This window comes from Amycolatopsis sp. NPDC058986, from assembly GCF_042741125.1.
Taxonomy (GTDB): domain Bacteria; phylum Actinomycetota; class Actinomycetes; order Mycobacteriales; family Pseudonocardiaceae; genus Amycolatopsis.
Map to the genome: position 1 here is coordinate 217,459 of NZ_JBHYJW010000007.1, position 26,004 is coordinate 243,462.

General features: G+C 68.3%; 25 protein-coding genes and 1 tRNA gene. 17 read left to right on the forward strand and 9 right to left on the reverse strand.

What is annotated here, in order from left to right; genetic code table 11:
- Window positions 1-71: 71 nt before the first annotated feature.
- The 3 genes from efeB to efeU are packed head-to-tail and all read right to left on the reverse strand — an operon-like array spanning window position 72 to window position 3,333.
- The gene (efeB, locus tag ACFW0G_RS09660; protein WP_378324483.1) at window positions 72-1,346 is read right to left on the reverse strand and encodes an iron uptake transporter deferrochelatase/peroxidase subunit; all 1,275 of its coding nucleotides are present in this window, start codon (window positions 1,344-1,346) and stop codon (window positions 72-74) included.
- Window positions 1,343-2,485 carry an iron uptake system protein EfeO gene (gene efeO / locus ACFW0G_RS09665; protein WP_378324484.1) on the reverse strand — a complete coding sequence of 381 codons (1,143 nt, stop codon included), beginning with the start codon at window positions 2,483-2,485 and terminating at the stop codon, window positions 1,343-1,345. The genes efeB and efeO overlap by 4 nt, the downstream gene beginning before the upstream one ends.
- A complete protein-coding gene (gene efeU / locus ACFW0G_RS09670) occupies window positions 2,482-3,333 on the reverse strand; it encodes an iron uptake transporter permease EfeU (RefSeq protein WP_378324485.1) in 852 nt (283 codons plus the stop codon). The genes efeO and efeU overlap by 4 nt, the downstream gene beginning before the upstream one ends.
- Before the next feature lie 375 nt (window positions 3,334-3,708).
- Here efeU and ACFW0G_RS09675 point away from each other — a divergent pair, with 375 nt between their 5' ends.
- Window positions 3,709-4,446 (forward strand): lytic murein transglycosylase, encoded by a 738-nt coding sequence (locus ACFW0G_RS09675; RefSeq protein WP_378324519.1) that lies wholly within the window; start codon window positions 3,709-3,711, stop codon window positions 4,444-4,446.
- Between the two features lie 374 nt (window positions 4,447-4,820).
- Here the strand turns inward: ACFW0G_RS09675 and ACFW0G_RS09680 are convergent, their stop codons facing one another.
- The 5 genes from ACFW0G_RS09680 to ACFW0G_RS09700 form a co-directional block, all read right to left on the reverse strand.
- Window positions 4,821-5,669 (reverse strand): amino acid ABC transporter permease, encoded by an 849-nt coding sequence (locus ACFW0G_RS09680; protein WP_378324487.1) that lies wholly within the window; start codon window positions 5,667-5,669, stop codon window positions 4,821-4,823.
- Entirely contained in the window at window positions 5,666-6,310 is a 645-nt protein-coding gene (locus ACFW0G_RS09685) for an amino acid ABC transporter permease (RefSeq protein ID WP_378324488.1), read from the reverse strand. Before ACFW0G_RS09685 ends, ACFW0G_RS09680 begins: the two co-directional genes overlap by 4 nt.
- 29 nt (window positions 6,311-6,339) lie before the next feature.
- Window positions 6,340-7,269: a transporter substrate-binding domain-containing protein gene (locus ACFW0G_RS09690; protein WP_378324489.1), complete on the reverse strand. Its 930-nt coding sequence runs from the start codon at window positions 7,267-7,269 to the stop codon at window positions 6,340-6,342.
- A gap of 138 nt (window positions 7,270-7,407) precedes the next feature.
- Window positions 7,408-7,584, reverse strand: a complete 177-nt coding sequence (locus ACFW0G_RS09695) for a hypothetical protein (protein ID WP_378324490.1) — start codon at window positions 7,582-7,584, stop codon at window positions 7,408-7,410.
- Between the two features lie 138 nt (window positions 7,585-7,722).
- Window positions 7,723-8,127, reverse strand: coding sequence for a tetratricopeptide repeat protein (locus ACFW0G_RS09700; protein ID WP_345398972.1), 405 nt, complete (start codon window positions 8,125-8,127; stop codon window positions 7,723-7,725).
- A gap of 72 nt (window positions 8,128-8,199) precedes the next feature.
- Between ACFW0G_RS09700 and ACFW0G_RS09705 the strand changes: the two genes are divergently transcribed.
- From ACFW0G_RS09705 to ACFW0G_RS09760, 12 genes are all read left to right on the forward strand, one after another.
- The gene (locus ACFW0G_RS09705) at window positions 8,200-8,685 is read left to right on the forward strand and encodes a VOC family protein (protein WP_378324492.1); all 486 of its coding nucleotides are present in this window, start codon (window positions 8,200-8,202) and stop codon (window positions 8,683-8,685) included.
- Between the two features lie 60 nt (window positions 8,686-8,745).
- Window positions 8,746-10,032 carry a phosphopyruvate hydratase gene (gene eno, locus ACFW0G_RS09710; protein WP_378324493.1) on the forward strand — a complete coding sequence of 429 codons (1,287 nt, stop codon included), beginning with the start codon at window positions 8,746-8,748 and terminating at the stop codon, window positions 10,030-10,032.
- Window positions 10,033-10,248: 216 nt separating this feature from the next.
- Complete coding sequence (locus ACFW0G_RS09715) at window positions 10,249-10,611, forward strand: septum formation initiator family protein (protein ID WP_378324520.1); 363 nt, start codon at window positions 10,249-10,251, stop codon at window positions 10,609-10,611.
- Window positions 10,612-10,907: 296 nt separating this feature from the next.
- Window positions 10,908-11,417, forward strand: coding sequence for a DUF501 domain-containing protein (locus tag ACFW0G_RS09720; protein ID WP_378324494.1), 510 nt, complete (start codon window positions 10,908-10,910; stop codon window positions 11,415-11,417).
- A 179-nt stretch (window positions 11,418-11,596) separates the two neighbouring features.
- On the forward strand, window positions 11,597-12,769 hold the full coding sequence (locus tag ACFW0G_RS09725) for a lytic transglycosylase domain-containing protein (RefSeq protein WP_378324495.1): 1,173 nt from the start codon (window positions 11,597-11,599) through the stop codon (window positions 12,767-12,769).
- A 42-nt stretch (window positions 12,770-12,811) separates the two neighbouring features.
- A complete protein-coding gene (locus tag ACFW0G_RS09730) occupies window positions 12,812-13,765 on the forward strand; it encodes an exopolyphosphatase (protein ID WP_378324496.1) in 954 nt (317 codons plus the stop codon).
- A gap of 250 nt (window positions 13,766-14,015) precedes the next feature.
- Window positions 14,016-15,629, forward strand: a complete 1,614-nt coding sequence (locus tag ACFW0G_RS09735; RefSeq protein WP_378324497.1) for an ABC transporter substrate-binding protein — start codon at window positions 14,016-14,018, stop codon at window positions 15,627-15,629.
- A 92-nt stretch (window positions 15,630-15,721) separates the two neighbouring features.
- Window positions 15,722-16,648, forward strand: coding sequence for an ABC transporter permease (locus tag ACFW0G_RS09740; protein WP_378324498.1), 927 nt, complete (start codon window positions 15,722-15,724; stop codon window positions 16,646-16,648).
- A complete protein-coding gene (locus ACFW0G_RS09745) occupies window positions 16,641-17,594 on the forward strand; it encodes an ABC transporter permease (protein ID WP_378324500.1) in 954 nt (317 codons plus the stop codon). The genes ACFW0G_RS09740 and ACFW0G_RS09745 overlap by 8 nt, the downstream gene beginning before the upstream one ends.
- A gap of 16 nt (window positions 17,595-17,610) precedes the next feature.
- A complete protein-coding gene (locus tag ACFW0G_RS09750; protein WP_378324521.1) occupies window positions 17,611-18,603 on the forward strand; it encodes an ABC transporter ATP-binding protein in 993 nt (330 codons plus the stop codon).
- Window positions 18,596-19,594 (forward strand): ABC transporter ATP-binding protein, encoded by a 999-nt coding sequence (locus tag ACFW0G_RS09755; RefSeq protein WP_378324501.1) that lies wholly within the window; start codon window positions 18,596-18,598, stop codon window positions 19,592-19,594. The genes ACFW0G_RS09750 and ACFW0G_RS09755 overlap by 8 nt, the downstream gene beginning before the upstream one ends.
- Window positions 19,595-19,641: 47 nt before the next feature.
- A complete protein-coding gene (locus ACFW0G_RS09760) occupies window positions 19,642-21,345 on the forward strand; it encodes a S8 family serine peptidase (RefSeq protein WP_378324523.1) in 1,704 nt (567 codons plus the stop codon).
- A gap of 93 nt (window positions 21,346-21,438) precedes the next feature.
- Here the strand turns inward: ACFW0G_RS09760 and ACFW0G_RS09765 are convergent, their stop codons facing one another.
- A complete protein-coding gene (locus tag ACFW0G_RS09765) occupies window positions 21,439-22,941 on the reverse strand; it encodes a S10 family peptidase (protein WP_378324502.1) in 1,503 nt (500 codons plus the stop codon).
- Window positions 22,942-23,006: 65 nt separating this feature from the next.
- On the opposite strand from ACFW0G_RS09765, the gene ACFW0G_RS09770 reads away from it, so the two are divergent.
- The 4 genes from ACFW0G_RS09770 to ACFW0G_RS09785 all read left to right on the forward strand — a co-directional run bounded on the left by ACFW0G_RS09770 (window position 23,007) and on the right by ACFW0G_RS09785 (window position 25,726).
- Complete coding sequence (locus tag ACFW0G_RS09770) at window positions 23,007-23,705, forward strand: uracil-DNA glycosylase (RefSeq protein ID WP_378324503.1); 699 nt, start codon at window positions 23,007-23,009, stop codon at window positions 23,703-23,705.
- A gap of 84 nt (window positions 23,706-23,789) precedes the next feature.
- Window positions 23,790-25,112: an NAD(P)/FAD-dependent oxidoreductase gene (locus tag ACFW0G_RS09775; RefSeq protein WP_378324504.1), complete on the forward strand. Its 1,323-nt coding sequence runs from the start codon at window positions 23,790-23,792 to the stop codon at window positions 25,110-25,112.
- 24 nt (window positions 25,113-25,136) lie between these two features.
- Window positions 25,137-25,628 carry an SLATT domain-containing protein gene (locus tag ACFW0G_RS09780; RefSeq protein WP_378324506.1) on the forward strand — a complete coding sequence of 164 codons (492 nt, stop codon included), beginning with the start codon at window positions 25,137-25,139 and terminating at the stop codon, window positions 25,626-25,628.
- A gap of 24 nt (window positions 25,629-25,652) precedes the next feature.
- A tRNA-Leu gene (locus tag ACFW0G_RS09785) sits at window positions 25,653-25,726 on the forward strand.
- Window positions 25,727-26,004: the final 278 nt, after the last annotated feature.

Here is a 26,004-nt window from a genome sequence, read left to right on the forward strand (position 1 = left end):
GAAGATCGTTACGTGGTAAGAAGCGTGGAGGCGAAATCGTGACTTTGAGTTAAGTTAACCCGCGGTGATCGTCAGCCGAACAGTCCCTCACCCCAGTAGCCCTTGTCCGACACGCCGGGCGGGACGGCGAAGTGCGCCGAGCCGGTGTGCTGGATGTACTCCATCATCGCGTCCTTTGTGGACAAAGCCTGCTGCATCGGGACGAACTGCTTGCGGCTGTCCCGGTTGAACGCCAGGAAGAACAGCCCGGCCTCCAGATGCCCGACGCCGTCCGAGCCGTCGACGAAGTTGTAGCCGCGGCGCAGGATCCGCGCGCCGTTCAACGTCTCGTGCGAGGCGAGCCGGATGTGCGAGTCCTCGGGGATCATCGGCTGTCCGTCCTTGCCGCCGACGTGCAGGTCGACCGGGTCGAACTCGGCGGCCTGCCCGAGCGCCGCGCCGTCGCTCTTCTTGCGGCCGATGATCTCCTCCTGGCCGGTCAGGCGTTCGCGGTCCCAGGTCTCGATGTGCATCCGGATCCGGCGCGCCACCAGATAGGTGCCGCCCGCCATCCACGCCTGGCCGTCCGCGGCTTCGGCCCACACCTGATCGCGCAGCACGTCGGTGTCCTCGGCCTTGATGTTGTTCGTGCCGTCCTTGAAACCGAAGAGGTTCCGCGGGGTGGTCTGCGTCCGCGACGTCGACGAGCTGCGGCCGAAGCCGAGCTGCGACCAGCGGACCTCCGTGACGCCGAAGCCGAGCCGGACGAGGTTGCGCACGGCGTGCACGGCGACCTGCGGGTCGTTCGCGCACGCCTGGACGCACAGATCGCCGCCGCTGCGTTTCGGGTCGAGCTTGTCCTTCGGGAACAACGGAAGATCGATCAGCTGCTCCGGGCGTTTCGATGCGAGCCCGAACCGGTCGTCGAACAGCGACGGGCCGAAGCCGATGGTCAGCGTGAGGGACGACGCGGGCAGGTCGAGCGCCTCGCCGGTGTCCCCCGGCGGGGCCTCGGCGTTGCCGCCGATGGCCCCGTTCGCGACGACCTCCTGGCCCGCGGTCATCCGGCGCGCGGCGTCGGTCCACGTGCGCAGCAGCTTGACCAGCTTCTCACGGTCCTTTGTGGTCACGTCGAGCGCGGCGAAGTGCAGGTTCTGCTGGGTGGGCGTGGTGATGCCCGCCTGATGCGCGCCGTGGAAGTCCACGGTGTTGACCGCGGCCTGTGCGGAACTTTCGCCGCCCAGCCTGTCGATGCCGATCCCCGTCGCCACCCCGGCTCCCGCCAGGGCGGCTCCCGCTCCCGCCAGGCCGAACAGCTTGCGGCGGGAGACGCGGGCGCCGTCTTCGCTCCCCGTTGGTGACGTCACCGCGACACTACCTCCGCGACCTTGCTCAGCGGCTCGCCCAGCGCGTCCACCGCCGAGGCGAACTGCTTGACCTTCTCCGGGGCCAGATCGGTGTAGGTCTTGAACCCGTCCCCGCTGCGCTGCTCGTCGAGCTGCCGCTGCACGTTCCCGAACTCCTTGTCCAAAGTGGCCAGCAAGGTGGCGTCCTTCTGCTGCAGGATCGGGCGCAGCGCGTTGATCGCAGCCTTCGATCCGTCCACATTGGCCTGGAAGTCCCAGAGATCGGTGTGCGAGAAGGTCTCCTCCTCGCCGGAGATCTTCTTCGTCGCGACCTCGTCAAGCAGTTCCTTCGCGCCGTTGGCGAGGTCGAGCGCGCTCAGCTGCAGGCCCTTCGCCTTGCCGATCAGGTCCTTGACGTCGGTGAGCAGCTTGTCCGCGATCTGGCCGCTGTCGGCCTGCAGCCCGGTCTTCCACAGATCCTTTTCCAGCCGGTGGAACCCGGTGAACTGCTTGCCCTCCTCGACGTCGGCCTCGCGGGCGTCGATCGCCGGGTCGAGGTCGCCGAACTTCTCGGCGACCGGCTCGATCCGTTCGTAGAAGACGCGGGTCGACGCGTAGGCGGCCTTGGCCTCGTCGGCCTTGCCCGCCTTGACCGCGTTGACGAACTTGGTCGTGCCGTCCTCCAGCGCGGTGGCGTTGTTCGCGACGTACTCGGCGTAGCTCTTGGTCGCCTGCGCCTTGAGCGCGTTCGCGTCGTTCTGTTTCGGGGCGCCGCCGGTGACGGTGAACTCGCTGCGGATCCCGTTGCCCGCCATACCCGGCTTGCAGGTGGCCTGGTACTTGCCCGCGTCGGCGACCTCGACGATCAGCTTGCGGTTGAGCCCCGGCGCGATGTTCTCCACCTCGCCCATGATCCGGTCGCCCTCGGCGTAGAGGTAGAACTCGGTGACCTTGGTGCCCTTGTTGGTGACCTCGAAGGTCAGGTTCCCGGCGTTGGCTTTGTTGACCGACACCGTGCACGCGGTATCGGTGGCTTCCACCTTGATCGGGCCTGCGGCGGCGCCCGCGGTGTCCTCCTTGCCGCCGCAGGCGGTGAGCGCCACCAGGGCGCCGGCACCGAGGACGGCCAGCGGGAATCGACGGGTGTTGCGCACGGTCACTCCTTAGCGGTGGCCACGGCGGACGCCGGGGCGGTTTTCTTGCCGGCCTTGACCGGCCTGAGGAACAGCGGCAGCACGATGACGACGTAGGCGACCCAGGCGATGGCCTGCAGCACGGTCGTCTGCTGCGAGTAGTTGAAGATCCCCTTGAGCAGCGCGCCGTACCAGGACGTCTCCGGCAGCGCGTTCGACGCGTCGAAGGCGAGCGTGCCGATGCCCGGCAGGAATCCGGCCTCCTGCAGATCGTGCAGGCCGTAGCCGAGGACCCCGGCGGCGACGAACACCAGAAGCACGCCGGTGATCAGGAAGAACTTGCCAAGGTCGAAGCGCACCGCGCCGCGGTAGAGCAGGTAGGCCAGCACGATCGCGGCGGCGATGCCGACGGCGAAGCCGATCAGCGGCTGCGCGGTGTCCGACTGCGCGGTCTGCACGGCGGAGTAGAAGAACACCGCGGTTTCCAGGCCCTCGCGCCCGACGGCGAGGAACGACAGCACGAGGACGGCGAGCGGGCCGACCTTGAGCGCTTCGTCCATCTTCCCGCGCAGTTCGGCGGCGATGCTGCGGGACGCCTTGCGCATCCAGAAGATCATCGCGGTGACGAACACGACGGCGACGATGGACAGGCTGCCACCGAGCAGTTCCTGGTGCTCGAAACTCAGCTGGGCGGTGGTGTAGGTGAGGATCGCGCCGACCGCGACGCTCAGCAGTACCGCCGCGCCGACGCCGGGCCACACCCACCGCAGCGCGGACCGCCGGTCCGTTTTCACCAGGAACGCGACGAGGATGCTGACCACGAGGGCGGCTTCCAGACCTTCGCGCAACCCGATCAGTGCGCTCGAGAACAACACCGCTCCGCCTCCTCGCGTCCCTGCATTCGACGTGACGGTTTTAGGTAAGGCTCACCTGTAAGTCCAGTAGAGGGTAAGCCTTGCCTAACGTGGTGAACCGGGCAAAAAGGACCGAAGATCCGGATTAGGTTAGGGTAACCGCAGGTCAGGACGCTGTGGTGCGGTTCGATAACGAAATGTGTGAGCTACGTTCCGGTCCCCGAATTTTTACCGTCTGCTTGCCGGAGGTGGCTTTCCGGTTCCCTCTCGCGGGTGGGCACGTAACCTGAACGGGTGGCCGAACCGACCCCGCCGATCGCCGCCCCGCCGCTCCCGCCACCTCATCTTCCCCCGCCTCGCCGGTCCCTCGGCCGGGTGATCCTCGTGCTCGCGCTGGTGGCGACGGCGGTGGTGCTGCTCGTGACCGTCGGGATGCGGCAACCGGCGGTCGAACCGCCGCCCAAGCCCGCGTTCGTCGTCGAAGAGCAGCGCCCGAAGCCGGGGGAGGGTGTCCCGCGCGCGGGTCTCGCGGCGCCGCCGGACCGTCCGGAGGTCTCGGATCAGGCCGAGCTCGACGCCTGGGCCGGGCGGGTCGCGGACAAGACGCAGGTGTCGGCGCGGGTGCTCGCGGCCTACGGGCGAGCCGAAATGTGGATGGCGCGGCAGAAGCCGTCGTGTCATCTGTCGTGGACGTTCCTCGCCGGGATCGGCAGGGTCGAATCGCGGCACGGCCGGTTCGGCGGCGCGGAGATCGGTGCGGACGGCCGCGTCACCAAACCGATCATCGGCCCCGCCCTCGACGGTTCGCCGGGCGTGCAGGCCGCGCGGGACACCGACGGCGGCAAGCTCGACGGCGACACGACCTGGGACCGCGCGGTCGGCCCGATGCAGTTCGTGCCCGTGACCTGGCGGAAGTACGCCGAGCGGGCCAATGGCGACGGCGCGGCGCCGGATCCGCAGAACATCGACGACGCCGCCTTCACCGCCGCGCGTTATCTGTGCTCGGCCGGGGACGACCTGGCGACGCCCGCCGGGTGGTGGCACGCGGTGCTGTTCTACAACCAGGCCGTGACGTACGGGCAGGACGTCTTCAGTGGCGCCGACGCCTACGCGGGCGCCAGCCTCCAGCCTTAGTCCTGGCCCATGCGCCACAGTGAGGTTTTCTCGGTAGGTGCTTTCCCGGGGACAGGGTGGTGTGGTGAAGGGGTCCTTCGCGGCGTTGAGCGCTGTGAAGGAGGCCTTCACGGCATGCGGTGGGGCCGGGGTGTGTGTCGTGAACGCTCCGTTCGGGACGTTCATCGTCGGCAACGGAGCGTTCGCGACATCGGGCGAACGGAGTCGGCTCGTGCGCAGGGAAGTCCGAGGGACGCCCTGGGTGCATCCACCGCACCCAGGGACGCCCTTGTCGCACCCCAGGCGCCCTACAACACCTCCGGCAACACGCACGGCCCCAGAACTCTTTAGCGAGAAAACCCCAATGTGGCATTGGGGCGCTTGCGGCAGGCACCTCACTGGCCGGGCGCCGCCGCGAGTTCGCGGGCGGCGTCGTCGGAGGGGGCCCGGCCGCTGCGGCGTTCCCGTGCTTCGAGCCATCTCGCGAGCCGGGAAAGCCCGTGGTTGACCAGGAAGTAGACCAGCGCGATCACCAGATAGGTCTGGATCAGCAGGTGGTTGTAGCCGGCCAGCGTCTTGCCGTGGAACAGCAGATCCGCGTAACTGACGAGGTAGCCGAACGCGGTGTCCTTGACGATCCCGGCGAGCTGTCCCACCAGTGACGGCGTCACGCGCCGCAGCGCCTGGGGGAAGACGACGTGCCACAGCGCGCCCGTCCTGGTCATCCCGAGCGCCAGCGCCGCCTCCCCCTGGCCGCGGTCGAGGGAAAGGATGCCGCTGCGGAAGATCTCGCCGAACTGCGTCGCCCGGTACACCGTGATCGCGGTGACGAGCATCCACAGTGGACTCATGGACAGTCCGAGCGGCGGCAGCGCGAACAGCACGACGTAGATCAGCAGCAGCCCGGGGAGTACCCGGATCACTTCCGTGTAAGCCCTGGCGAGGAACGCGACCGGGTGCGGCCCGGAGATCCTGGCGAACGCGAGGAGCAGGCCGAACGCCGCGGCGAGCACAGTGGACAGTGCCGCGGCGAGCGCCGTACCGCCGAAGCCTTGCAACAGATAGCCGAGGACCGGCCAGGTGCCGAACGGGCGCCATCGGCCGAACGCGAGCTGGCCGTGGTCGGCGAACTTCAGCAGCGCCACCACGAGCACCGTGACGCCGAGCAGGATCGACGCCACGGTGGCGATTCCGATCCGCCGCCGGGCTTTCGGCCCCGGGACGTCGAAGAGGGCGTCGCTCACCGGTGGATCACCATCCCGCGTTCCAGCCTGCCGCCGATCGTGGAGACCAGCACTGCCAGCACCGCGTAGCAGAGCCCGGCACCGGTGTAGACGAGAATCGGCTCCGCAGTGCGGAAGTTGATCCGGTTCGCCGCCTCGGTCAGGTCGAGCAGGCCGACCGTCGCGGCGAGCGCGGTCTCCAGCACGAGCGTGATGGTGATGTTGGTCAGCGGCTGGATGGTGCTGCGGAACGCCTGGGGCAGAACGATCTCCGTGAGCAGCCGACGGGTGCCCAAGCCCAGCGCGCGAGCGGCTTCCGCCTGCCCCTTCGGTACCGCGTTCACCCCGGAGCGGATCGCCTCGGCGTAGTAGGAACCTTGGTAGAGCGAGGAAGCCAGCACCACGCTGGCGAACGCGCCGAACTCGACGCCGGTTTCCGGCAGCGCGAAGAACACCAGCGCGAGCCAGAGCAGCAACGGGATGCTCTGGAACACTTCGACGTACGCGGTGCCGAACAGGCGTAACGGCCGCACCGGGACGATCCGGCAGGTGACCACGACGACGGCAACCACGACGGCGCCGAGAAAGGAAGCGCCGGCCAGTTCCACGGTGGTCAGCACGCCCTTGCCGAACTCGCCGAGGGACTCGATCAGCTGACTCATCTCCGCGTGCGTCAGGTCCGTCGGATCTGTCAGAGCCCGGGGATGTCGCCGATCTTCGGTGGCTCCGGGACATCGGGCAGCGCCTTGCCGAACGTCTCCTTGTACGCCTCGTGCCAGAGTTTGGCGTCCTCGATCTTCTTCAGCCAGCCGTTGACGAACTTCTTGAACGCGTCGTCACCGTGCCGGACACCGATGCCTTCGGCTTCCGGAACGAACACCCGCGCGTCGGCCACCTTGATCCTGTTTTCGCTGTACGCGGCGCCCGCGAGGGCGACGAGGTCGCTGGCGAAGGCGTCGCCCCGGCCCTGGACGAGCGCCTGCACGGCTTCCTGGGTGCTCGGGAACTGCTGCACACTCGCGGTGTTGGGCGCGACGGTCTTGAGTTCGTCGACCGCGCTCGACCCGGACAGCACGAGTACCTTCCTGCCGTTGAGGTCGGCGGCCTTGGTGATGTCGTTGGTGCTCTTCATCGTGGCGATCGCGGTGCCGGAAGTGAAGTACGGTCCGGCGAATCCGACCTTCGCGGCGCGTTCGGGCCTGATGCCGTAGGCCATGAAGATCGTGTCGACGGTTCCGTTGCCCAGCAACGCCTCACGGGTTTGTGGTGTGCCGTTGACGATCTTGCGGTTCGGGGTGCCCAGGATGTACTTGGCGAGCATCTTGCTCAGCAACGCGTCGAAGCCCTCGGCCTCTCCGGTGGCCGGATTCTGCTGGGAGAGCAGCGGGGTGTCCAGCACGCTGCCGACGAGCAGTTCGCCGCGTTTCTTGATGGCCTGCGCCGTCGGGCTCGCGGCCAGTTCCGCTTCGGTGGCCACCGGGGCGCGATCGACGATGCCCTGCGCGGCCTGCTGCCCGCCGGGTACCGCGTTCTCCCCGCCGGAACAGGCGGACACGGTGCCGACGGCGAGGATCGCTCCGAACGCCGCGATCTTCCTGCGCGCCGATGACGCCAGATTCATGGGGCCCCCGCTCTGTCCCTCGGCTGATTTCGCAGAATGGACCAGTCCACTGGGCGTCGTCAAGTGCGCACGGCGGGTCGTTTTCGTTGGGGGGTATAGGAATTCGAGGTGGTTCGAAAGGCAGGTGGTTCCGCGCGGTCAGGCGGCGGCGTGCGCGGTGCCGCGCGAGGTGTGCGCGTGCCGGGCAGCGGGCTTGGCGGCAGGGCGGCGGCGCACCGGGAAACGCTGGGCGAGGTCGACCAGCGTCGGCGTCACCGCCATGAGCACCAGCAGGAACAGGCCGGCGAACGCGCCGATCGTCGCGAAGATCGTCATGATGTCCTCCTCCAGGACTCCGGTTCGGCTGCCTCTTCGGCGGCCTGGAACCAGAATCGCTGGTGGGTGCCCTCCCGCGGATCGGCCGACCGGCCGGTGCGCACCGGCCGACCGGTCATCTCGCCGATCTGCCGAGGGTCAGGAGCCGCCGAGCGCGATCCGGGCGTTGACCTCGCTGATCGCCTCGAGATACTCCGGCACCGGGTTCATGGCCGAGGCCATGCGCAGCTGCGCGAGCGCCTCGGCCAATCGGCCGAGGCGTTGCAGGGTCCGGCCGAGCACGAACCGTGCGTAGTGATCGGTCGGGTCGAGCTCCAGCACCCGGGTGAAAGCGCGTTCGGCGCGGCGCAACTGTGCGGAGTGGAAGTACGCGCGGCCGGCGAGCAGCTGGACGCTCGGCTTGTCCGGTTCGTCGTCCAGCAGTGGTTCGAGCGCTTTCAGCGCGTCGAGCGGTCTGCGTTGCCCGATGAGCGTTTCGGCCTGTCGGAAGGCATAAAAGTTGGACTCGCCGGAGGGCTCGGGTAGTGCAGCGGCGTCCGTCATAGTCACTCTCACAATACTCGGTGGACGGGGTGTTTCTCGACCGTCGGACGGGGCGTGATGGACTGTCTCGCCATGAGCGACGACCAGAGTGACGGCTATCTAGGCCTCGCGCCGTACCTCTACTACGCGGACGCCACCACCGCGCTGGCCTGGCTGACCAGGGTTTTCGGGTTCACCGAGGAGCTCAGGTTCGCCGATTCGACCGGCGAGGTCTTCCAGGCGACGTTGAACGCGGGCGGGTGCCGGATCCAGCTGGCGGGCGTCGGCGACGAGTACTGGACGGCGAAGGGTGTCGACGGTCCCGTCGGCCAGCTCAACATCCTGTACGTCGACGACGTCGACGCGCAGTACGAGCGGATCAAGGGCATCCTCGGCGACGAGGTGGAGATCGATCCGCCGCAGGACCAGCCGTACGGCGCGCGGGTGTTCACCGTCGCGGACATCGGCGGCAACAGCTGGACGTTCTGGCAGCAGGTGTCCGACACCGTCGAGCTGCCACCCGGCTGGAGTGAGGTGCGGGCGGATCCGGACCAGACCGGCCGTGCCTCCAACGGGTGAACCGAGCGGACGGCTACTCTGGGCGGCGTCACCGCAGGCACGACCCCATGAGGAGCAGGTGTGGCTCTCATCGAGCAGGTAGGCGCGCGTGAGATTCTCGACTCGCGTGGCAACCCGACCGTCGAGGTGGAGGTGGCCCTTGACGACGGCACGCTGGCGCGGGCGGCTGTCCCGTCCGGCGCGTCCACCGGCGAACACGAGGCGGTCGAGCTTCGTGACGGCGACACCGGCCGCTACAACGGCAAGGGCGTGGAGCGTGCCGTAGCCGCCGTGCTCGACGAGATCGGCCCCGACCTGGTCGGCACCGACGCCGTCGACCAGCGGATCGTCGACCAGAAGCTGGTCGACCTCGATGGCACCCCGGCGAAGTCCCGGCTCGGCGCGAACGCGATCCTCGGCGCCTCGCTCGCGGTGGCCAAGGCCGCCGCGGAGTCCTCGGAGCTGGAGCTGTTCCGCTACCTCGGCGGGCCGAACGCGCACGTGCTGCCGGTGCCGATGCTGAACATCCTCAACGGCGGCTCCCACGCCGACAGCAATGTCGACATCCAGGAGTTCATGATCGCGCCGATCGGCGCGGAGTCCTTCCGCGAGGCGCTGCGCTGGGGCGCCGAGGTGTACCACTCGCTCAAGTCGGTGCTGAAGGGCCGCGGCCTGGCGACCGGGCTCGGCGACGAGGGTGGCTTCGCCCCGAACCTGGCCAACAACCGCGAGGCGCTGGACCTGATCCTGCAGGCCATCGAGAAGGCCGGGTACGCCCCGGGCCGCGACGTCGCGCTCGCGCTCGACGTCGCCGCGACCGAGTTCTTCGGTGACGGCGCGTACACGTTCGAAGGCGCGAAGAAGAGCGCTGAGCAGATGTCCGAGTACTACGCGCAGCTCGTCCGGGACTACCCGCTGGTGTCCCTCGAGGACCCGCTGAGCGAGGACGACTGGGACGGCTGGGTCACACTGACCGCGCAGATCGGCGACAAGGTCCAGATCGTCGGCGACGACCTGTTCGTCACCAACCCGGACCGGCTGGAGGAGGGTATCTCCCGCCGCGCCGCCAACGCGCTGCTGGTCAAGGTCAACCAGATCGGCACGCTGTCGGAGACGCTCGACGCGGTGTCACTGGCGACGTCGTACGGCTACAAGTCGATGATGAGTCACCGGTCCGGTGAGACCGAGGACACGTTCATCGCGGACCTCGCGGTCGCGACCGGTGTCGGGCAGATCAAGACCGGTGCCCCGGCCCGCGGCGAGCGGATCGCGAAGTACAACCAGCTGCTGCGCATCGAGGAGACCCTCGCCGACGCCGCCCGGTACGCGGGCGACCTGGCGTTCCCCCGGTTCAGCGCGGAGTCCTGATCCCGGATGGCTGACCGGGGGAGGGCACGCAGCCGTCGCGGCGGCCGCGCGGGCGGGAGCGGGTCGGCTCGCGCCCGCCGGCCCGAGGCCGCCCGGCGTGAGCCTGCCCGGCGCGAGTCTTCCCGGCGCCGGACCGGCGAGGCCGAGAACACCAGGACCCGGCTGCGCCGGGGTCTGGCGGCGAAGCGGGCCTCCGGTGCGGCGAAGGTGCTCGGCATGTCCACCACCCGCCGGGCGGCGGTGGTGGCGATCGTGGTGTGCGCGCTGGCGTTCACCATCGCCGTGCCGCTGCGGACCTACCTCAGCCAGAAGTCCGAGGTCACCGAACAACAGCAACAGCAGACCGAACTGCAGCGGCAGGTCGCTCAGCTCGAGGCACGCAAGTCCGAGCTGAGCGACCCCGCGCAGATCGAGGCCGAGGCGCGGCGCAGGCTGCGTATGGTCAAACCGGGCGAAACGCCCTATATCGTGCAGCTTCCCGAGGACAAGGCGCCGGACCAGTCGCGCCCGACCGGTCAGCAGCCGGTCCCCGAGGGCTCCTGGTACGAAAAACTCTGGTCGCAAGTCACCGGCGGCTGACCCTCGCGGACGGCATTGCGGGCCCCCGGTGCGGCCCGAATATGTCGGTCCCCGTCGCCTAGGGTGTTTGGTAGGGGGCTGCGGATGTCGCGAACGCTCCGTTGGGGACGTTGAGCGTCCCGAACGCGACGTTCGCGACATCGGTGCCGCAGGCCGAACCGCTCAACCGGGTACGCCCGGTTGTGTCCGTTGTGGACAGTGCGCGGAAGGGTGGCCGTGCCGCCGATCGGCAGCGTCGGCAGCACCGGGCGCACCGGCGGTCACCGCGCCACGACGCCCCGGCTAACCTGCTAGGCGTGAACAGCGCGGAAAAGCACCAGTTCGAAGCCGTCACCGACGCCGACCGGGAGGTCATCGCGGAGCAGCTCGGCAGGCCGCCCCGTGCGTTGCGGGCGGTCGCCGCGCGCTGCCCGAGCGGGCACCCGTCGGTCGTGCAGACCAGCCCGCGCCTGGAGAACGGCACCCCGTTCCCGACGCTGTACTACCTGACCTGTCCGCGGCTGACGTCGATGGTCGGCACGCTGGAGGCCTCCGGGCTGATGAAGGAGATGACCGACCGGCTCGCCACGGACGCCGACCTCGCGGCGGCCTACCAGCGCACGCACGAGCTGTACCTGGCCGAGCGGGACGCGATCGACCCGCTCGGCCACCAGGTGACCGCCGGTGGCATGCCCGGCAGGGTCAAGTGCCTGCACGTCCACCTCGCGCACACGCTCGCGGTCGGTCCCGGGGTGAACCCGTTCGGTGACGAGACCCTCGCCCTCTTGCGGGAGAAGGGCTGGCCCTCGGGCGACTGCGCCGGGTAACACCGCCTCCCTGGGTAGAGATAACTGGTCTGGGTGGGGGAATCTCGCGGATCGGAGTGGTTCGATCCGCCCGGAGTGGTGAATCCGGGTCCGGCTTGGGGCAGGCTGGCAACGGAGTCCTTACACGGGGTGGGCGAGTATCGGGTTCCTGGGGAATCCGTCCGGGAGGGGCAAGGGGTATGCGTCTGCGAGGACCGGCCGCGATCGGAGCCGCCCTGCGAAGATCGGCGCGACTCCGCGCCCGGCACAAGACCCTCTTCGCCATCGTCGGTGGCGTCCTCGGGGTGGTGCCCGCGGTGCTCGCCGGCACCGGTGTCACCGCATGGCTCGCCGCGTCGGACGTCGTGCCGACCAAGCACGTCGCGCTCACCGACGGGTACGACCCGCGTAACCCCCTGGCTCTGCAGATTTCCGTGGACGGCAGCCTCCCGAACTCGCCGGTGCCGCTCCCGCTCCCCGCCTACGAACTCCCCAACGGCCCGCTCGGCATCCCGGCCACCGCGCTCGACGCGTACAAGAAGTCCGCCGACATCCTCGGCAAGGAACAGCCTCGCTGCCATATCGACTGGGCACTGATCGCGAGCATCGGCCGGATCGAGTCGAACCACGCGCGCGGCGGTTACGTCGACGCGCACGGCACGACGCTGGAGCGCATCCTCGGCCCGCAGCTCAACGGCTCGGGCGGCTTCGCCGCGATTCCGGACACCGACGGCGGCAAGTACGACGGCGATCCGGTGTGGGACCACGCCGTGGGCCCGATGCAGTTCATTCCCGCGACCTGGCTCGGCTACGCCTCCGACGGGAACGGTGACGGTGTCGCCGATCCGAACAACCTCTACGACGCTTCGCTCGCGACCGGCCGGTACCTCTGCTCCGGCGGTCTCGACCTCGCCAATCCCGAGCAGCTGAGCGCGTCGATCCATCGCTACAACAACTCCGACACGTATGTGAACACGGTCATCCTGTGGGCGGAGGCGTACCGGAAGGGCGTGCTGCCGACCCCGGACAGCAAGATCCCGGTCGGCGCGCCGAACGCCGCCGCGGCCCCGCCGCCGCCCGCCGTGCCGCAGCCTCCGGCCCCGCCGTCGGCACCCGGCTCGCCCTCGGTGCCGCCGTCGACATCGCCGACGACGTTGCCAGGCACGACGACGCCGATCACACCGACGAAGCCGACAACACCCACACAGCCGACGACGTGTCTTCCCCCGACGACGATCACCGTGACCCCGACGACGACTGCCACCGGGACGCCGACGGCCACGCCCACACCGCCGCCTCCGACGTGCGGAGCCACGGTCACGGTCACTCCCACGTCGACGACCCCGGCCTCGGGAACAACGACGAAGCCCTGACGCCACCAGGAACGCGGCGGCGTGACTGGTTAGGGTGGGGTCATGCCTCGTGTTGCCGCGATCGACTGTGGGACCAACTCCATCCGCCTGCTCGTCGCCGAGCTGACCCCGCGTCATGACGGCACGGTCGACCTGCGCGATCTGCACCGCGAGATGCGGATCGTCCGGCTCGGCCAAGGCGTCGACGCCACCGGCAGGCTCGCCCCGGAGGCGCTGGAGCGCACCAGGGCCGCGCTGGCCGACTACACGATCGCCGCGCGCCGCAAGGGCGTCGAGAAGGTCCGCATGGTCGCGACGTCGGCGACGCGGGACGCGAGCAACCGGGACGAGTTCTTCGCGATGACCCGCGAGGTGCTCGGCACCGAGGCCGAGGTGATCAGCGGCGACGAGGAGGCGCGGCTGTCGTTCACCGGCGCGGTGGGCGAGCAGGATCCCGAGGACGGCCCGTTCGTCGTTGTCGACGTCGGCGGCGGTTCCACGGAGCTGGTGCTCGGCACGTGGGACGGCCGCGAGGCCGAGGTGCTGGCCGCCAAGTCCGTCGACATCGGCTGCGTCCGGATCACCGAGCGTGCGCTCAAGGGTGACCCGCCGACGGCCGACGAGATCACCGAGGCCCGCGCGCTCGCGGCGAAGATCCTCACCGAGGCGTTCGAGATCGTCGACGTCTCGCGTGCCAGGACCTGGATCGGTGTCGCCGGGACGGTGACGACGTTGTCCGCGGTCGCCCAGGAACTGCCCGAGTACGACACCGAGCGAGTGCACCTTTCGCGGCTTTCGCACGCCGACATCGACCGTCTCACCCGGACACTGCTCGCGGCCGACCACGCGACCAGGGCGGCCAACCCGGTGATCCACCCCGGCCGGGTGGACGTGATCGGCGGTGGCGCCGTGATCGTGCAGACGCTGGCCGAGCAACTGGCCGCCCGCGGTGGTCCGGACGAGCTGATCGTCAGCGAGCACGACATCCTGGACGGAATAGCACTTTCGCTTGCCTGAAAGGGAAAAACCCTTCCCGCCGGACCGGATGAGCGGTCGGTGAGCGTGCGGTGACCAACTGTCCCTATTGGTCTGTTCGGCCTATCGATCTTCCTACGAACGTTGTGCTCTAACCGGGTGGTCCCCACCGCTGTCACCCATTTGCAACACGCTGGTCCTGTGAGCGGGTTCACCCCGCCGCTAACGTGCGTCTCACCTTTCGGGCCGGTGCGGGGATCCCGCGCCGGCGGGCACACGAGTTGGAGGGGACATGCGTCGTTCGCGCAGGCTCTGGGCATCCACCGTGGTGGTGACAACCTTGGCATTGGTGGTGGCCGCCTGTGGCGGCTCGGGGTCGAAGGCCGGTGCCGGGGAGGTCGATCCGGATGGCACCGTGACTGTGTACGGCACCGAGCCGGAGAACACGCTGATCCCGGCGAACATCAACGACCTCGGCGGCACCAAGGCGCTGCAGCCCATGTTCGCCGCGTTGGTCGGTTTCAAGGGCGACAGCGCCCAGCCGTACAACCTGATGGCGGAGTCGATCACCACGTCCGACTCCAAGGTCTACGACATCAAGATCAAACAGGGCTGGAAGTTCCACGACGGCACCGAGGTCAAGGCGCACAACTTCGTCGACGCGTGGAACTACGCCGTCCATGCCAACCTGCTCAACGCGGCCTTCTTCAACAACATCCAGGGCTACTCGGAGGCCCACCCCGAAAAGGGGAAGACCGCGCCCACCGACAAGATGTCCGGGCTGAAGGAACTCGGCGACTACGAGTTCCAGGTGACGTTGAACAGCCCGTTCTCGGTGTTCGCCATCAAGGTCGGGTACACCGCGTTCGCGCCGCTGCCCGACTCGTTCTTCAAGGACCCCGACGCCTTCGCGCGGCACCCCATCGGCAACGGCTCGCTGAAATTCGTCGAGCGTACGCCGAACCAGGACATCAAGCTCACCCGGTTCGACGACTACAAGGGCGACGACAAGGTCCATTTCAAGAACCTGAACGTCAAGATCTACATCAGTCAGGAGACCGCCTACCAGGACCTGCTGAGCGGAAAGCTCGACTTCGTCGAAGCCCTGCCGCCGTCGGCCCTTGCCGGGGACAAGTACAAGGCCGATCTCAAGGACAACCTGATCACCGGGCATCTGCTCGGCATCAACGCGATCGCGGTGCCGTCCTACGTGCCGGGTTACAACAGTCCCGATCTGCGCAAGGCGATTTCACTGGCCATCAACCGCGAGGAGATCACCAAGACGGTGATGCACGACGTCTACGTGCCCGCGGACGGCTACGTTTCACCGGGGATCCCCGGTTTCCGGCAGGGCGTGTGCAAGTTCTGCCATTTCGATCCGGAGCAGGCCAAGACGTACTTCCAGAAGTCCGGTTTCACCGGGAAGCTGACCATCGCCTCGAACGCCGACGGTGGACGCAAGGAACCACTGGTCGCCGCCTGCAACAGCATTCACAATGTGCTCGGTGTCCAGTGCGACTTCGTCCCGGCCACCGATTTCGGTCAGTTCCGCGGCCTGGTGAACGCCAGGAAACTGACCGGCATGGGCAGGTCGGACTGGTCGGCGGACTATCCGTCCATCGAGGACTTCCTCAACCCGCTTTACCGGACCGACGGTTCGGCGAACGACTCGGCCTACTCCAACCCGGCCGTGGACAAGATCCTGGAACAGGCCGACTCGACCGCCGACAAGGACGCCGCGATCAAGGTGTACCAGCAGGCCGAGGATCTGATCGCCCAGGACCTTCCGTCAATTCCGGTGTGGAGCGAAAAGGGCGTCGCGGCGAAGTCCAAGAATCTCAAGACCGCCGGGGTCGACTTCCGCCGGATGGCCGACTATCCCTCGATCCAGGTACTCAAGAAGTGACGCGCTGACCACGCCCACCACTCACGGCCTCGTGCGCGCGCCCGTTCCGGCGGACGGTGCGCACGAGGCCCGGCGCGCACGAGGAACCAGTCATGACTCGGTACATTCTGCGACGACTGCTCCAGCTGATCCCGGTGTTCTTCGGAACCACTTTTCTCATCTACGTTCTGGTGTGGGCCGTGCCGGGGGATCCGTTCGCCGGTAAATGCGGCCAGCGGGCCTGCCCGCCGGAATACGTAGCCATGATGACCCAGAAGTTCCATCTCGACGACAACATCTTCGTGCAGTACTTCAAATACCTCGGGAGCCTGTTCACCGGCGACTGGGGAGAAACCTTCAACGGCAATTCCGTCGGCGAGCTGATCGGCAACTCCTATCCGATCACCCTGCGGCTGGCACTCGTCGCGGTGGCGATCGAGGCGATCATCGGCCTCACCGCGGGCGTACTGACCGGCCTGCGCGGCAAGGGATTCCTCGACAACCTGGTCCTGGTGTCGACCACCTTCCTGATCTCGCTGCCGGTGTTCGTCACCGCGATCGTGCTGCAGCTCGTGCTCGGCACGGAGCTGGGCATCATCGACGTCAGCGTCTCGGACGATCCAGGGGTGGGCGAACTGATCGTGCCGGGCATCGCGCTGGGCAGTCTCTCCATGGCGTATGTCGCCCGGCTGTCGAGAACCTCGATCGCGGAGAACCGGCACGCCGACTACGTCCGCACCGCGATCGCCAAGGGCCAGCCCCGCGGCCGCGTGGTCGGGGTGCACCTGTTGCGCAACTCGGTGATCCCGGTGCTGACCTTCCTCGGCACCGACCTCGGCACGTTGATGGGCGGCGCGATCGTCACCGAGGGCGTGTTCAACATCAACGGCCTCGGCGGGCTCGTCTTCCGCGGCATCCAGAACCGGGAAAGCGCGACGGTCACCGGTGTCGTCGTCCTGCTGGTGCTGGTGTACCTGCTGATGAGCCTGATCGTCGACCTGCTCTACGCCGTTCTCGACCCGAGGATCCGCTATGACTGACCCGAATCTCGTCGGCGGCGGCGGAGCCGACGCGGCCGAACTGTCCCGTGTGGACGATTCCGCCACCGGACCACAGAAGCCCCGCAGCCTGTGGAGCGACGCGTGGCGGCAGCTGCGCCGCAAACCGGCGTTCGTGATCTCCGCGATCATCATCCTGATCGTGGTGCTCATCGCGATCGCGCCGGGACTGTTCAGCTCTCGTCCCGCCGGGTTCAGCGATCTGGCCCACGCCAACGAAGGACCGTCCGCGGACGCCTGGTTCGGTTACGACAACCAGGGATACGACGTCTACGCGAGAACGATCTACGGCGCTCGTGCCTCGTTGCTCGTCGGAGTGTTCTCGACGCTGCTGACCGTCCTCATCGGATCGATCGTCGGGATCATCGGGGGATACTACGGACGGCTGATCGACTCCGTGCTTTCGCGGTTCGGCGACATCTTCGCCGGGCTGCCGTTCGTGCTGGGCGCGATCGTCATCCTGACCACGTTCAACGCACCGGGCAGCAATCCGGGGCCGGTGACCATCATCGTCCAGGTCGTCGTGTCGATCGCGGTGCTGAGCTGGCCGGTGGCGATGCGCATCATGCGTTCGGCGACGTTGGTGGCCAAACAGCTCGACTACGTCAAGGCCGCGCGCGGGCTCGGAGCGAGCACGCCGAGAATCATTTTCCGGCATCTGCTGCCGAACACGATCGCACCGGTGCTGGTGTACGCGACCATCGCGCTCGGCGCGTTCATCGGGGCCGAGGCGACACTGGCCTACCTCGGTATCGGGGTCCGGCCGCCGGTGGTGTCCTGGGGCGTGATGATCAGCGACGCCAGGGACTACTTCCGCAACGCCCCGCACATGCTGCTCTTCCCCGGTGCGTTCGTCACGTTCACCGTGCTCGCGTTCGTCATGCTCGGTGACGGGATCCGCGACGCGCTCGATCCGAAGTCGAGGTAGCCCGATGTCGTCTGCGATGGACAACGAGCTGTTGCTCGAAGTCGAGGACCTGCACGTCGAATTCCGGACGTCCGAGGGCGTCGCGAACGTGCTCAACGGTGTCAGCTATTCCGTGCACGCCGGGGAAACCCTCGCCGTGCTCGGCGAATCCGGATCCGGCAAGAGCGTCACCGCGCAGACGGTGATGGGCATTCTCGACACTCCGCCGGGCGTGGTCACCGGGGGTACGATCCGGTTCCGCGGCGAGAATCTGCTGACCGCGTCCGAGGAACGGCGTATGCAGGTGCGCGGCGGGGAGATCGCGATGATCTTCCAAGACGCGTTGTCCGCGCTGAATCCGGTGTTCACCGTGGGTTTCCAGATCGAGGAACAGCTGCGTGTCCGGTTGGGAATGTCCAGAAAGGACGCTCGGCGGCGCGCGGTGGAGCTGCTCGACATCGTGCGCATTCCCGCGGCGGCGCGGCGGGTGCGGGAGTATCCGCACCAGTTCTCCGGCGGGATGCGGCAGCGCGCGATGATCGCGATGTCGCTGGCGCTCGATCCGGACCTGCTGATCGCCGACGAGCCGACCACCGCGCTGGACGTCACCGTGCAGGCGCAGATCATGGATCTGCTCGCGGAGATCCAGGCCGAGCGGCGGATGGGGCTGGTCCTGATCACCCACGACCTCGGGGTGGTGGCCGAGGTCGCCGATCGGATCGCGGTGATGTACGCCGGGCGCATCGTCGAGCACGCCGACGTCGGCGATCTCTTCCGCGCGCCGGGGCATCCGTACACCGCGGCGTTGATGGATTCCCTGCCCCGGCTCGACCTCAAAGGACAGACGCTGGAAACGATCAAAGGCCTGCCGCCGAGCCTGCTCAGGATTCCCGAGGGCTGCCCGTTCCACCCACGCTGCAAGCGGGCCGAGGATCGGTGCACGACCGAGTTGCCCGCCAAGCACAGCCTGGGTTTCGGCAGGACCAGCGCCTGCCATTTCGCCGAAGAGGTGGTGAGTTCGCGTGGCTGAGCCGATTCTGCGGGTTACCTCGCTGGTCAAGCACTTCCCGGTACGGGTCGGGGTGCTGATCAAGCGCACCGTCGGGTACGTGAAGGCCGTCGACGGCGTTTCGTTCGATCTGATGCCAGGGGAAACCCTTGGCGTGGTGGGGGAATCCGGCTGTGGGAAGTCCACATTGGCCCAGGTGCTGATGCGCCTGGAGGAGCCGACGGCCGGGACCGCGACGTTCGAGGGCAAGGACATCTTCGCGATGCGTGGCGCCGAGCTGCGGCGGCTGCGGCGCGAGATCCAGATTGTCCTCCAGGACCCGTACACCTCGCTGAACCCCCGGATGACCGTGGGCGACATCGTCGGTGAGCCGTTCGAGATCCACCCGGACGTCGCGCCCAAGGGCTCGCGTGCGGCCAAGGTGCGTGAGCTGCTCGAGGTCGTCGGGCTGAACCCGGAACACCTCAACCGGTACCCGCACCAGTTCTCCGGCGGCCAGCGTCAGCGCATCGGGATCGCGCGGGCGCTCGCGCTGCGGCCCAAGGTGATCATCTGCGACGAGCCGGTGTCCGCTTTGGACGTTTCGATCCAGGCGCAGGTGATGAACCTCCTCGGTGAGCTGCAGCAGGAGTTCGGACTGTCCTATGTGTTCATCGCGCACGACCTTTCGGTGGTGCGGCACCTGTCCAGCAGGGTCGCGGTGATGTACCTCGGCAAGATCGTCGAGATCGGCACCGAGGAGGAGATCTACGAGCGGCCGTCGCATCCCTACACGCAGGCGTTGCTCTCGGCGGTTCCGGTCGCCGATCCGGCGGTACGCGGGCAGCGGCAGGTGATCCGGCTGGAGGGCGACGTGCCCAGCCCGCTGGATCCGCCGTCCGGCTGCCGGTTCCGCACTCGCTGCTGGAAGGCGCAGGACGTGTGCGCGAACGACGAACCCGAGCTGATCGGCAGGACCGACGGCCACCTCTCGGCGTGTCACTTCGCGGAGCAGAAATCCGTGGTCCCCTAGGAGGAATGATGAAGAGAAGACCCAGGTTGCTCGCCGCCGCCTGCACGATGTCGTTGTGCGGCGCACTTTCCGTGTTCGCCGCCCCGGTTGCTTCGGCGCAGCCGCGGCTTTCCGGACCGGCGACCGAGTTCACCGTGCTCGCACGCGATTGGTCGAGCGTCGCGGCGGCGCAGCAGGCCGTCCGCGACGCGGGCGGCACGATCGTCTCGACGAACACCGCGGTCGGCCTGATCACCGCCAGCGCGCCCGCGAACGGCTTCACCGAACGGGTTTCGGGAAACCGCGCGGTGTTCGGCGCGGCGAAGGCGAAGCCGATCGGCTCGGCGCCCAAGGACGGCGCCCCCAAGACCAAGCCGGACGCCGTCGAGAAGGAAGGCCAGGGAAGTGGCAAGGCCGCGCCCACCGCCTCCGCGCGGCGCGCGAACCCGGTCAAGACCGATCCGCTGGACGAGCAGCTGTGGGGCCAGAAAGCCGTCCGCGCCGATCTGGCGCACACGGTGACGAAGGGCAGTAAGAAGGTAAAGGTCGGCATTATCGACACCGGTGTCGACGGGACGCACCCGGACATCGCGCCGAACTTCGACAGGGCCGACTCGCGGAACTTCACCAAGGACATTCCCAGCGACGTCAACGGAACCGTGGTCGACGGGCCGTGTGAGTTCCGCGGTTGCGTCGACCCGGTCGACCACGACGACAACGGGCACGGCACGCACGTCGCGGGCATCATCGGCGCCGCGCTGAACGACTTCGGCGTCTCCGGGGTCGCGCCCGACGTGTCGCTGGTGAACATCCGCGCCGGCCAGGACGCGGGCTTCTTCTTCCTCCAGCCCGCCGTCGACGCGCTCACCTACGCGGGCGACGCCGGGATCGACGTCGTCAACATGAGCTTCTACGTCGACCCGTGGCTGTACAACTGCACCGCGAACCCTGCCGACACCCCCGCGCAGCAGGCGGAGCAGCGGACGATCATCGAAGCGCTGACCCGCGCGATGAACTACGCGCACGGCAAGGGTGTCACCCAGGTCGTGGCGCTGGGCAACCAGCACGACGAACTCGCCGCGCCGCACGACGACGTCACGAGCCCCGACTTCCCGAGCAACAGCACGCATCCGCGCAAGGTCGACAACGCGAGCTGCTTCTCGCTACCGGTCGAGGGCCCGAACGCGATCGGCGTCGGCTCTTTCGGCCCGACACAGGCCAAAGCGGACTACTCGAACTACGGCACCGAGCGGATCTCGGTGTCCGCGCCCGGCGGATACTTCCGCGACGGTTACGGCACCCCGTGGTTCCGCACGCTGCAGAACGAAATCCTCTCGACCTATCCGAAGAATGTCGGCTTGGCGGCCGGAACCATCGACGCCGCCGGGAACATCACCCCCGCGGGAGTCACCGCGGGCATCCAGAAGGACACCGCCGCTGACGGCCGCGTCGGCTACTACCAGTGGCTGCAGGGCACGTCCATGGCGGCGCCGCACGCGACCGGGGTCGCCGCGCTGATCGTTTCGCGCTACGGCAAGCCTTCGCGCGGTGGTTTCGGGATGGACCCGGCCGCGGTGAAGCGCGTCCTCGAAGGCACCGCGTCGCAGATCGCCTGCCCGGTGCCGCGGACGGTGGACTACCTCAAGGAGGGCCGCGACGCCTCGTTCACCGCGACCTGCCTCGGTGACCCGGCGTTCAACGGCTTCTACGGCCACGGCTCCGTCGACGCCTACGCTGCCGTCACCCACGGCGCCGAGTTCGTGCGTCCGTAGGTGGCTCGAGCGCCCCAATGTGGCATTGGGTGCGTCGGACGCACCGAACGCCACATTGGGGCGCATGAGCCCCGGACGGAGAGGAGGGACCACTCAGTCGCGGTTCGAGGCCTTCTTGACGAACTTGGCCAGGTCTTTCGACTGCTGAAGCCGGGTCGGTTCGTGGACGTACATCATGTGCCCCGCCGGGTAGTACGCCGTGTCGATGTTCTCCCGTAGTTCCTCCGGGATCTGCAGGCGGGCCAGCACGTGCTCGGCGGCGAAGTGCGGGGTGGCGCCGTCGTAGTGGCCGAAGGCGACGTGGACCTTCAGGTGTGGGTTGGCGCGCATGGCCGAACCGAGCGAGTCCACAACGGACACCGAGCGGCCCTCGAAGTCCGAATAGGACCACGCCTTGAACGTGTCGATCGAGAGGATCTCGTACGGCAGGTCGTTCTGGTAGCCGAGTTCGGCGCGCACGTAGTGGTTGAACCCGGCTGCGTAGGCACCGATGATCCGCGAGACCGACGGGTCGTCGCTGGCGTGCTCGCGGCCGCCGTCCGGTTCCCAGGTGGTGAACCGGCCGTCCATCCGGCCGACGACCAGGCCGCGGTCACGCAGCAGCTCGGTGAAGAACCGCACGTGCTCGATACGCAGTCCGACACGGTCCACATAGGACTCGCTGAGTCCGGTCAGTGAAGCCAGGGTGGCGACGGCCTCCGTCCGGTCCTGTGTGGACAACCGGGCGCCGCGGGCGAGTGCCCACGGCAGTTCCTTCGCGGCGAAGTCCTCGGCGTCGGCGAGCACGTCGTCGAGCGGGCGGTCGCCGTGCAGGCCGTGGTAGTGCGCGATCGCGGCGTAGGTGGGGACGAACAGCGAGTACGGCAGGTCGTTGCCCTCGGTGAACCGCAGGGTCCCCATGTCGAGCACGGAGGAGATGAGCAGCAGCCCGTTGAGGTAGAGACCGTGCCGCTCCTGCAGGTGCGCCGCCAGCCCGGCGGCGCGCAGCGTGCCGTACGACTCGCCGGCGAGGAACTTGGGGGACAGCCAGCGTTCGTTGCGCGACACCCAGAGCCGGATGACCTCACCGACGGATTCGATGTCGCCCTTGAAGCCGAGGAAGTCCTTCGCCGTCTCGCCGTCGGACGGGCGCGAGTAACCGGTCGAGACCGGGTCGATGAACACGAGGTCGCTGTGCGCCAGCAGGCTTTCCGGGTTGTCGGCCAGCCCGTACGGCGGCGCCACCGGATCGTCGACGTCCCCGGAGAGCACCCGCCGCGGGCCCAGCAACCCGAGGTGCAGCCAGATGCTGGACGAGCCGGGGCCGCCGTTGAACGCGAAGGTCACCGGACGCGTGCCGGGGTCGGCGTCGTCGAGCGTGTAGGCGGTGACGAAGACCTCCGCCTTCGGCTTGTGGCCCTCCGATTTACCGTCGGTCACGACCTCCTTGCGCAGCACGATCCGCCCGGTTTGCGCGGTGTAGGCCAGCTTGCGCCGCTTCACCGTCAGCGTGTGGTGGGTCGTGACGAGGTCGTCCGTCGGCTCGGGAGCGGGCTTCCCGGGGGCCGCCGGCTCTGCCGCGTCGGCTGTGGTGTCTTCAGAAGTCGTTTCCGCCATGGAACCAACTTAGTGCCGCGACAGCACGACCTTCGGCGGTCGCGGCGCTGTGGCATGGTGACCTGGTGCACACCCGTCCGCGCTCGCTGCCCGAACTGGACGCCGAGGTGATCGGATGCCGCGCCTGCCCGCGGCTGGTCGCCTGGCGCGAGCAGGTCGCGGTCACGAAACGTCCCGCGTACGCCGATCAGGAGTACTGGGCCCGCCCGGTCCCCGGGTTCGGACCCGCCGACGCCGCGCTGGCGATCGTCGGGCTGGCCCCCTCGGCACACGGTGCGAACCGCACCGGGCGGATGTTCACCGGTGACCCGTCCGGCGACTTCCTGTTCCGCGCGTTGCACGAGGTCGGGCTGGCTTCGCAGCCGACGTCGACCGAGATCGGCGACGGGCTCGAACTCATCGGGACCCGGATGGTCGCGCCGGTCCGCTGCGCGCCGCCGGAGAACAAGCCCACCCCTGCCGAGCGGGACAACTGCCGTCCGTGGCTGGCGGCCGAACTCGATCTGCTGCGGCCTGCCCTGCGCGCGATCGTCGTGCTCGGCGCGTTCGGCTGGCAGGCGCTGATGCCGGTGCTCGCGGACGCCGGATGGCCGGTGCCGTCGCCGCGGCCGGCCTTCGGGCACGGTGCCGTGCTCCAGCTCGACGACCTGCGAATTTTCGGCTGTTATCACGTGTCCCCCCGCAATGTCCAGACGCATCGGGTGACTCACGCGATGGTGTGTGACGTGCTGGCCTCGGCCGCCGAGGTGGCGGGACTCTTCTGAATCGGTGCCGAAGACGTGGCGACGCTGGTCACAGCCGGGTGGGGTCCCCGAGCGATACCCGCGAGTGAGTGCGACTATAGGTGCATGGCTGCTAAGTCGGAACCGACTCGGATCCTCGTGCTCGGTGGTGGGTACGTAGGGCTGTACACCGCGTACGGCCTCCAGAAAATGCTTCGGGCCAATGAGGCGTCCGTGACGGTCGTTGACCCCCAGCCGCACATGACCTATGCCCCGTTCCTGCCGGAGGCGGCGGCGGGCGCGATCGAGCCGCGACACGTGGTCGTGCCGCTGCGGCGCGTGCTCAAGCGCTGCCACGTGCTCACCGCGCGGGTCACCAAGATCGAGCAGGCGCAGAAGTCCGTCACGGTCGAGGCCGCGGACGGCCACGTCGAGCAGCTTGGCTACGACGTCCTCGTGGTCGCGCTCGGTGCTGTCGCGCGTGTCCTGCCGATCCCCGGCCTGGTCGAGGAGGGTATCGCCTTCAAGACCATCGGTGAGGCGATCTACCTCCGCAACCACGTCATGACGAAGCTGGACGAGGCGGCCAGCACGCTCGATCCCGAGCTGCGCAAGCGCTTGCTGACGTTCACCGTCGTGGGCGGCGGGTTCGCCGGCATCGAGGCGCTGGCGGAGCTGGAGGACATGACCCGCTTCGCCACGAACTACTACCCGAACATCAAGCCCGAGGACATTCGCTGGGTGCTCGTCGAGGCCGCCGGGCGCATCCTGCCCGAGGTCCGCGAGACGCTGGGTGTGTACACGGTGCAGCAGCTCGAGAAGCGCGGCATCGAGGTCTACCTGTCGACGGCGGCGAAGTCCTTCGAGAACGGGCACGTCGTGCTTTCGGACGGCACCGAGTTCGACACCGACACGATCATCTGGACCGCCGGGGTGAAGGCCAACCCGGTGCTGGCGAACTCGGATCTGCCGCTGGACAAGCGCGGCAGGCTCGAGGCGACCGCGGGCCTGCAGGTCGTCGGTCACCCGGACGTCTGGACCGCGGGCGACAACGCCGCCGTGCCGGACCTCTCGCGTACCGAGGCCGACCCGACCGCGACGTGCCCGCCGAACGCGCAACACGCCGTGCGCCAGGCGCGGGTGCTGGCGAAGAACATCATCCGGGTCATCCGCGGTGGCAAGCCGAAGGACTACTACCACAAGAACCTCGGCGCCGTGGCCAGCCTCGGCCTGCACAAGGGCGTCGCGGACGCCATGGGCATGAAGATCAAGGGCTTCCCGGCGTGGCTGTTCCACCGCGCCTACCACCTCAAGGCCATGCCGACCTGGAACCGCCGGGTGCGCATCCTCTTCGACTGGATGCTCGGTGGCCTGTTCCGCCGCGAGATCATCTCGCTGGGCCAGATCAACAACCCGAAGGAAGACTTCGCGCGGGTCTCGAAGTCCTGACGCGCCAGGGACTACTGTCGAGAGGTGAAGGCCTCTCGGCAGTCCGTCCCGGCTGTCCCCCTTCGTTCCGGGCTCACCCCGCTCGAACTCGCGCAGCACGTGCTGGAGCGGATCGAGCGGGACAACCGCCACGTGCACAGCCGTAAGCGCCGTTTCCGCTGGCGGGCAGTGGCGATCCGGGTGTTGCTGCTCGCCCTGTCCGGGACGTCGACGATCATCCTGGGGTTGCAGAACCTCAACGGCTGGACAGGTTTCGCCTTCGCTCTGGTCGCGGTCACCACCGTGGTGGGCGCGCTGGAGCCGTTCTTCGCCTGGCGCTCGCTGTGGGTGCTGATGGAGGAAGGCCAGTTCCACTTCTACCGGCTCCGCGACGAACTCGCCTTCTACATCGCCTCGACGCCGCCCGCCGAACTCGACCCGGCCGTGATCAGGGCCAAGTTCGAGGAGTACCAGGAAGTCTGGGGGCAGGTCGGGAAACGCTGGCTGGAGTTTCGGCGGACCGACGCCGCGAGCTGACGCGCATCGCCTAGGCTGGACGGTGCCCCCGTAGCCCAACTGGCAGAGGCAGTCGACTTAAAATCGACCCAGTGCGGGTTCGAACCCCGTCGGGGGCACTCGTCTGGGCGGACCGTGTCCGCGGAGTGCGCGGACCATCGCCGAGTGCTGGTGTCCTTGGGGGCCGAGCCCCCAAACCCCGCGCCGGGGGCGCGCCCCCGGACCCCAGTGGGTGTTGCGTGGCGTTGTCCGGCTCCGGTCGCTGACCACGCCCTTTCCGGATGTCGTGCCGTGAAGGCCTCCCTAACCGCGCGGTCTGGCGGGTAGGTTGGCATGCCGGCGGGGGGCCCCTAGGGCCCCGGCGGGGGGTGGGGGGGGGGGGGGCGCGGGGGGGTGG